Below are 8,061 nucleotides of genomic sequence, written 5' to 3'. Positions count from 1 at the left end.
CTAACGGCCCAAGGCGACCATCGCCAGGACTACGACCGTGAGGAAGGCCACGAGGGCGATCACGGCCAGCACGAGCACGCGGACCCGCCCGCCCGCGTCCGGTTCCTGAGGGTTCTGCATGGCGAACAGGTCCGTCCCCAGCCCGCCGGGGCGATGCCCGTTGCCGCTGTCACCGGCATTGCCCGGCGCCGATGCGGCCAGGGCCCCTCCTGACTGCCCCGGCGCGGGTTGCCCCGGTCCCGTGTGCCCCTGCGGTTGTGCTGCCACCCCCGCGCCGGCGACGCCGGTGGGAGGAGCCGTTTCAGGGCGCTTGGGGGGCAATCTGCGCGGGGCCGTCGTGTCCATATCGTCGTCACTCGCCTCGCCGGCGCCCGTTGCGGGGACGGCCCCGGAAGCGTCGGCCACTGGGGCCGCCGTCGCGCCACTCGCAGGGGACGTGGCGTCTCGGGCTGGGGTGGCGCGGGTGGATGGCGTCGCCGGAATTGCGCCATCGGCCGAAGTGCTCGGCGTGGAAGCCGGAGGAGGGATGCGAAGACCACCCTTGGGGCGGATTATCACCATCGTCTGGTCGGCCGCGTCCTCCGAGGAGGGGCCAGAGCCGGGGCCGAGCTGGACGGCGGCTCCCGGGGCCGGATCGGCGTCCCGCGGTCCATCCGCCGCTGAGGAAGCGGTCGCCGGGAAGACGTCCGTGGCAGAGGCCGCTCCGGCGGGAGTGCCTGTGGACGCGGCCTTGACGGGAGTGGCCTTGGACGCGGCGGCCTTCACGGGCGGCACGGGTTTCGCGGAAGCGCCGGCTGGGGCGGCGGCCGGCGTGTCGGCGATGATCCGGAGCATCGCCGCGGCTCTTTCGGGCGTGAGCCGTACCGTGTGGTCCTTCTGCAACAGGCCGTCGAGGACGGGACGCAGGGGGCCGGCCTGGGTGGGCGGGTCGGCGGTCTCCGTCATGAGGGCCGCGAGGGTCTCCCCGACGGAGCCGCGCTCGTACGCGGGCCGTCCCTCGACGGCGAAGTACAAGGTGGCCCCGAGGGACCACATGTCGGATTCCGGGCCGGTGTGGTCGCCCCTGGCCCTCTCGGGCGCGGTGTAGCCGGGGGAGCCGATCACCATGCCGGTCTGCGTGAGGGGGCTGTCGCCCTGCGCCTTGGCGATGCCGAAGTCGGTGAGGACGACCCGGCCCGTCTCGGTCAGCAGCACGTTGCTGGGCTTGACGTCCCGGTGCAGGATGTCCTGGGAATGGGCGGCGCGGAGCGCGCCGAGCAGGTCGTAGCCGATCTCCGCCACGAGCCGGGGCGGCAGAGGGCCCTCCTCGTCGATCACCTGCTCCAGCGAGCGGCCCTCGACGAGCTCCATGATGATCCACGGGCTGCCGTCCACCTCGATCGCGTCGTGGATCGTGGCGACGGACGGGTGGCTGACCCTGGCCGCTATGCGGCCCTCCCGGATCATTCGTTCCCGCAGCTCGCGGCGTTGCGGTGCGCTGAGCGTCGGATCCTGGCGGATCTCCTTGACGGCGACCTCACGCCCGAGCGACCGGTCGAAGGCACGCCAGACGGTGCCCATGGTGCCTCGGCCGATAGGGGTGATCAACTCGTAGCGATCAGCGAGCAGCCGCGGTTGCTGTTCCGGCATGAGAAGAAAGATAGCGATTCTGCCTAGAGAATCGCTTTCTACTCAGTTGAGAAATCTTCTCGGCCAGTAACGGCGGGGCAAAACCATCGTGATCACCTTGGCGAGCCGTCGCATCATCGGGCCGTAGCCGATCTGGTTCAGAGACGGCTCGGGGGGCTTGCGGTGGACTCCCTCGGCCGGTCGGCGCCGCTGCGCGGGCACGGCGGCCATCTCGCGGGGGTCGCGCCGATCGCGGGGGTCCCGGAAGTCGCGGGGGTCCCGGAAGTCGCGGGGGTCCCGGAAGTCGCGGGCGTCTCGGAGGTCGCGGCCGTAAGCGCCGTACGTACGGTGCGGGCCCGAGACCCGGTGCGGGCCGGAGTCCCGGGGATCGCGCGGCTGTCCCGGGGGCACCGGCCTGGGCGCGGGCCGAGACTCGGCCCGGTGCTGCCCGCGGTGCGGCGGCTTGCGCCCGATCGTCGGTACGGCCGGCGGGATCGCGGGGCGAACCGGCCGATGCTGCGCAATGATCTCCTCGGCGTTGCCGCCGGCGGCGATCCTCGCGAGGGTCAGGGCCGCCCGGACCCCGTCGAGACGGGCCTCCGGGTCGATCTGGAGGAGGCCGCGCAGGACCGGGGCGAGCGGGCCCGCCTTCTCCATGGGGATCGGGGCGCCGCTCGTGAGAGCGGCCAGGGCTGCGGCAGCCGTACGCCGGCCGTGGAGGCCGCGGCCCTCGACGGCGGTGTAGAGCGTCGCGCCGAGCGACCACAGATCGGCCGCAGGGCTGGCCTTGTCGCCCAGGACCCGCTCGGGCGCGATGTATCCGGCCGAGCCCAGCACGATGCCCGCCTGGGTGATCGAGACGTCGCCTTCCAGGGCGGCCAGCCCGAAGTCGGTGAGGACGGCCCGGTCCTCGGTCACCAGGACGTTGCTGGGCTTCACGTCCCGGTGGAGGATGCCCTTGGCGTGGACGGCCCGCAGCGCGCCGAGCACCTGCCTGCCGATCTCGGCCACCCGCCGGGGGTCCATGGGGCCCTCGTGCCGGACGATCTCCTCCAGCGACTGCGCCTTGAGGAGCTCCATCACGATCCACGGGCGATCGTCCTCGGTCACCACGTCGAACACCGTGATGACGGAGGGGTGGGCGACCATGGCGGTCGCGCGTCCCTCGCGTTCGGTGCGCGCGCAGAGCTCGGCTCGGAGGTCCTCGTCGAGGACCAGCGGCAGCCGTACCTCCTTGACAGCCACGTCACGATCGAGGAGCTCGTCTCGCGCACGCCAGACGGTGCCCATTCCACCGCGGCCTACCGGCTCGACAAGCCGGTAGCGCGCGGCTAACTGGTATCCGGACGGCGCACGCATGGGTGGCAGCTTACCGATTCGGGTAATGCGACCTGTAGAGACCATGCCGGTAAATTGTTGAGATCTTCTGTCAAATGTTCTGACATTCGGCATGTAGGGTCACCGGCGCCCAATGGTAAGGACGGGGACGAAGCGTCTCACGGCGACCACAGAGGTTCGAGGGCCCCGGACGGCCGCGAGGCCGATGTTCGGCATTGTCGACTCGGGATACAGTCCCAGCGTGGGAGAGATGATCCAGTCGGTTGAGCGGGCCGCTGCGATCCTGAGACTGCTCGCGTCCGGGCCCCGCCAGCTCGGCGTCGTGGAGCTGGCCCGGGCCATGGGCCTGCCCAAGGGCACCCTCCACGGCATCCTGCGCACGCTCGTGCATGTCGGGTTCGTGGAGCAGGACGAGACCACCGGGAAGTACCGGCTCGGCGGGACCCTCCTCCACCTCGGCAGCAGCTACCTCGACGTGAACGAGCTGCGGGCCCGCTCGCTCAACTGGGCGGACGCGCTGGCCGGCCGCAGCATGGAGAGCGCCTGGATCGGCACGCTCCACGAGGGGTGCGTCCTCGTGGTCCACCACGTGTTCCGCCCGGACGACAGCCTGCAGGTGCTTCAGGTCGGCACCCTCCTGCCCGGCCACGCGACGGCGCTCGGCAAGGCGCTGCTCGCCTACGACCCGTACGGGGAGGCGATCACGGGTCCGCTGGAGCGCTTCACCGGGAGGACGCTGGTCACCGTGGCCGACCTTGAGGAGGAGCTCGAGGCGATCCGGGCGCGGGGGTGGGCGGCGGAGATCGAGGAGTTCGTGGAGGGCGAGGTGGCCATCGCCGCCCCCATCCGCGACGGGCGGGGCATGACGGTCGGCGCGATCGGCGTCCGGGGCGCCGTGGAACGGCTCGCCGAGGACGGGGCGCCGCGCATGGAGATCGTCTCCTACGTCAGGGACGCCGCGCGGGCCATCACCCGCGACCTCGGCCGGTAACACTTCGGACACGTCATTGACGTAAAGCGCCGGGTGAATAAACTGCACATATCGTTCGGCATTACCGAACGAGTTCGCAGACTGTGAGGTTCCTCGTGCTTGGACCGCAGTACGTACGCCGACGGACCGGCATGCCGGGCCCGGTGGGCGTGAGCGGCGGCCGGGGAGGAGCCCGGCAGTTCATCAGAGGTGTACCTGCGTGATCGGGACATACCGTCTAGGCGGTATGTCCTGCGCATCCGGGGCGGCGGTCACAGGGCCGTGACCCCTCCCTCGTACGCCGGGCAGGCGGGACCACCACGCCCGGCGACATCGGCGGCGCCGCGGTTCGGCGACGCCGAACAGTGGCTCGCCGATCACTAGCCGGCGGCCCTGCCCGTCCGGGGGGGGACGGGCAGGGCCTCCGGCCGTACTACAACGAAAGGTCTGGTAGGCACATGACCCCCACACAAGGCAGGAGCACAGGGCTCTGGGCCCTGCTCAGCCTGGCTCTAGCCCTGGTCCTGCTCGGCGGTGGGATCGCCGCGTGGACGCAGACCGCCGGCGGCGCCGTGTCGGTCCAGGACGTCCGGTTCACCGGCAACGACGGGCACCAGCTCGCCGGCCTGCTCTACGTCCCGCGGGGCGTGACCGCGAAGACCCCCGCGCCCGCTGTCCTCGCCGTGCACGGGTACATCAACTCGCGGGAGACCCAGGACGCGTTCGCGATCGAGTTCTCCCGCCGGGGGTACGTCGTGCTCGCCCTCGACCAGCAGGGGCACGGCTTCTCCGACGCGCCCGCGTTCGCGTACGGCTACGGCGGGCCGGCCGCGCTGGCCTACCTGCGCTCCCTCGACATCGTGGACAAGGACAACATCGGTCTCGAGGGCCACTCCATGGGCGGCTGGACGGTGCTCCAGGCGGCCAAGGCCATCCCCGACGGCTACAAGTCGCTCGTCCTCGTCGGCTCGTCGCCGGGCGACAAGGGCGTCCCCGCCCCCGACGGCGACGCGTCGTTCCCGCGCAACACCGCGCTGATCTACGGCAAGTGGGAGGAGTTCTCCCCCCTCATGTACGGCGTGGCCAACCCGGGCGACGCGCAGTCCTCCGCCAAGATGAAGACCCTGTTCGGCAGCGCGGCGCCGGTGGTCGAGGGCAAGGTCTACGGCTCGATCGACACGGGGAACGCGCGCGTGGTCTACCGGCCGGCCAACAACCACCCCGGCCTGACCTTCAGCTTCGAGTCCGTCTCGCACGCCACCGACTGGATGGCGCGCACCCTCAAGGGCGGGCACCCGGCCTCCGGCCAGGTCTGGTGGCTCAAGGAGCTCGGCACGCTGATCGCCCTGGTCGGCGGGATCCTGTTCCTCTTCCCCTTCGGCGCGCTGCTCCTGCGCACGCCGTACTTCGCCGTGCTGTCCGCTAAGGCGGCGCCGGCCCGTGGCGTGCGGCGGGGCACCCCGTGGTGGGTGGCGGCCCTGGTGGCGGCGGCGATCCCCGCGGTGACCTTCTTCTGGTTCCAGGACTTCGCCAACTATCTGATCCCGGCGAGCGGGCTGTTCCCGCAGACGGTGACCACGGGCATCATGGGGTGGGCCATCGGGAACGCCCTCGTGTCGCTGGTGCTGTTCCTGGTCTGGCACTTCCGGAGCAACCGCGGGGCGGGCCTCGCCGACTACGGCCTGCGGCCGCGCGGCATCGGCCGGTCGATCGTGTTCGCGGCGTCCGTGGTCGCCGGCCTCTACGCGCTGCTCGCCTTCTCCGACTGGGCGTTCACGACCGACTTCCGGATCTACGTGGTGCAGCTCCACCTCATGGACGCCACGCACTTCCGGATCTTCCTGAGCTACCTGATCCCGTTCACGGTGTTCTTCGTGGTGCTCGGCCTGGTCCTGCACAACCAGCTCCGGCCCGCTGACCGCAGCCCCGGCCGCGAGCTGGCCGCGAACGTCGCGGTGATGGTGGCGGGCCTGGTCGTGCTCCTCGTCGCCGACTACGCCCCGCTCGTCGCCGGCGGGACCCTGGCGATCCCGGACCAGCCGCTCCTGATCATCGTGGCGTACCAGTTCGTGCCGGTGCTCGCGGCGGTGGCGCTGATCTCGACCTACTTCTTCCGCAGGACCGGGAGCGTGCTTCCGGGGGCGTTCGTCAACGCGATCCTGATCACCTGGGACATCACGGCGGGCACGGCGACCCAGTGGCCGGTCGAGCCGTGGGGCGGGGCCACGCAGTGGATCCGCGTCGGGCTGCCCCTGCTCGCCGGTGTCGTGCTGCTGGTCCTCGCGATCCGGCGGCTTCGCACCGGGACGGCGGCGCAGGCGCCGGCGTCCGACCCCGAGCCCGTCCCGCAGGTCCCGGCCTGACCGTCTCCACCCGGGCGCGCGTGAGGGAGGTCCCCGTACGGCGAGGGCCTCCCTTCCGCGCCCGGCGCGGGCTCAGCGACGGCCGATGGTGAGGACGGGGCCGGTGGTGTCGGAGAAGAAGTCGTCACCCTTGTCATCGACGACGATGAAGGCCGGGAAGTCGACGACTTCGATCTTCCAGACGGCCTCCATGCCGAGCTCCGGATATTCCAGGACCTCGACCTTGGTGATGCAGTCCTGGGCGAGGCGGGCGGCCGGGCCGCCGATCGAGCCGAGGTAGAAACCGCCGTACTTCTGACACGCCTCGGTGACCTGCTTCGACCGGTTGCCCTTGGCCAGCATCACGAACGATCCTCCGGCAGCCTGGAAGCGCTCCACGTAGGAGTCCATGCGCCCGGCAGTCGTCGGGCCGAACGAGCCGGACGCGTAGCCCTCCGGCGTCTTGGCCGGCCCGGCGTAGTAAACCGCGTGGTCCTTGAGGTACTGCGGCATCTCCCCGCCGTTGTCGAGCAGCTCGGCGATCTTGGCGTGAGCGATGTCGCGGGCGACCACGAGGGGTCCGGTGAGCGAGAGCCGCGTCTTGACCGGATATTTCGTGAGCTCGGCGAGAATCTCCGGCATCGGGCGGTTGAGGTCGATGCTAACGACGTCGTCGGAAAGGTGCTCGTCCGTCGTGTCGGGGAGGAACTTCGCCGGGTCGGTCTCCAGCTGCTCCAGGAAGACGCCCTCGGGAGTGATCTTCGCCAGCGCCTGGCGGTCGGCGCTGCAGCTCACCGCGATCGCGACCGGGCAGGACGCGCCGTGCCGGGGGAGGCGGATCACCCGCACGTCGTGGCAGAAGTACTTGCCGCCGAACTGCGCGCCGATGCCCAGCTTCTGGGTCAGCTCGAAGACCTTCTTCTCCAACTCCAGGTCGCGGAAGCCGTGGCCGCTCGTCGAGCCCTCGGTCGGGATGCTGTCGAGGTAGCGCGCCGACGCGTACTTCGCCGTCTTGAGTGCGAACTCCGCGCTGGTCCCGCCGACGACGATCGCCAGATGGTACGGCGGGCAGGCGGCGGTGCCGAGCGAGCGGATCTTCTCCTCGAGGAACTGGAGCATCCGCTTCTCGTTGAGGACGGCCTTGGTCTCCTGGTAGAGGAACGACTTGTTGGCCGAGCCGCCGCCCTTGGCCATGAACAGCAGCTTGTACTCGTCCGGGTGGCCGCCCGGGTCCTCGGCGTACAGCTCGATCTGGGCGGGCAGGTTGTTCCCGGTGTTCTTCTCATCCCACATGGTGAGCGGCGCCATCTGTGAGTAGCGCAGGTTCAGCCGGGTGTAGGCGTCGTACACGCCGCGGCTGATGTGCTCGGCGTCCCCGCCATCGGTGAGCACGTGCCTGCCGCGCTTGCCCATCACGATGGCGGTGCCGGTGTCCTGGCACATCGGCAGCACGCCGCCGGCCGAGATGCTCGCGTTCTTCAGCAGGTCGAGCGCGACGAAGCGGTCGTTGCCGCTCGACTCGGGGTCTTCGATGATCTTCCGGAGCTGAGCCAGGTGGGACGACCGGAGATAGTGCGAAATATCGTGAACGGCGGTCTCGGTGAGCAGGCGCAGTGCCTCGGGCTCGACCTCCAGGAACTTCCGCCCGGCCGCCTCGGTGACCCGCACGCCCTCGGTCGTGATCAGGCGGTATTGAGTCTCGTCCGGCCCAAGCGGCAGCAGGTCGGTGTAGTCGAACTCCGGCATCGTCCTCGGATCCCTCTGCGTCTGCCTCTACTGATGGTCGTCCAAGCGTACGGCTCT

General features: G+C 70.5%; 5 protein-coding genes and 1 pseudogene. 3 read left to right on the top strand and 3 right to left on the bottom strand.

What is annotated here, in order from left to right; translation table 11 throughout:
* Together N5079_RS34765 and N5079_RS34760 are read right to left on the bottom strand one after the other, a co-directional pair.
* A complete protein-coding gene (locus N5079_RS34765) occupies positions 1-1,629 on the bottom strand; it encodes a serine/threonine-protein kinase (RefSeq protein ID WP_261588481.1) in 1,629 nt (542 codons plus the stop codon).
* Positions 1,630-1,671: 42 nt separating this feature from the next.
* Positions 1,672-2,967 carry a serine/threonine-protein kinase gene (locus tag N5079_RS34760; RefSeq protein WP_261588480.1) on the bottom strand — a complete coding sequence of 432 codons (1,296 nt, stop codon included), beginning with the start codon at positions 2,965-2,967 and terminating at the stop codon, positions 1,672-1,674.
* A 112-nt stretch (positions 2,968-3,079) separates the two neighbouring features.
* Here N5079_RS34760 and N5079_RS35730 point away from each other — a divergent pair.
* From N5079_RS35730 to N5079_RS34750, 3 genes and pseudogenes are all read left to right on the top strand, one after another.
* Positions 3,080-3,301, top strand: a pseudogene (locus tag N5079_RS35730) (helix-turn-helix domain-containing protein); the annotation flags it as partial.
* A gap of 315 nt (positions 3,302-3,616) precedes the next feature.
* Positions 3,617-3,937 carry an IclR family transcriptional regulator C-terminal domain-containing protein gene (locus N5079_RS35725; RefSeq protein WP_410007858.1) on the top strand — a complete coding sequence of 107 codons (321 nt, stop codon included), beginning with the start codon at positions 3,617-3,619 and terminating at the stop codon, positions 3,935-3,937.
* Positions 3,938-4,374: 437 nt separating this feature from the next.
* Positions 4,375-6,279 carry an alpha/beta hydrolase family protein gene (locus N5079_RS34750; RefSeq protein ID WP_261588478.1) on the top strand — a complete coding sequence of 635 codons (1,905 nt, stop codon included), beginning with the start codon at positions 4,375-4,377 and terminating at the stop codon, positions 6,277-6,279.
* A 72-nt stretch (positions 6,280-6,351) separates the two neighbouring features.
* On the opposite strand, the gene N5079_RS34745 is transcribed toward N5079_RS34750, so the two are convergent.
* Positions 6,352-8,004 carry a fumarate hydratase gene (locus N5079_RS34745; protein WP_261588477.1) on the bottom strand — a complete coding sequence of 551 codons (1,653 nt, stop codon included), beginning with the start codon at positions 8,002-8,004 and terminating at the stop codon, positions 6,352-6,354.
* Positions 8,005-8,061 lie beyond the last annotated feature (57 nt).

The organism is Planotetraspora sp. A-T 1434, from assembly GCF_025420585.1.
GTDB lineage: Bacteria > Actinomycetota > Actinomycetes > Streptosporangiales > Streptosporangiaceae > JAOEGB01.
The sequence above is the reverse complement of the archived record's forward strand: the minus strand, read 5'-3'. Positions and strand labels throughout refer to the sequence as shown.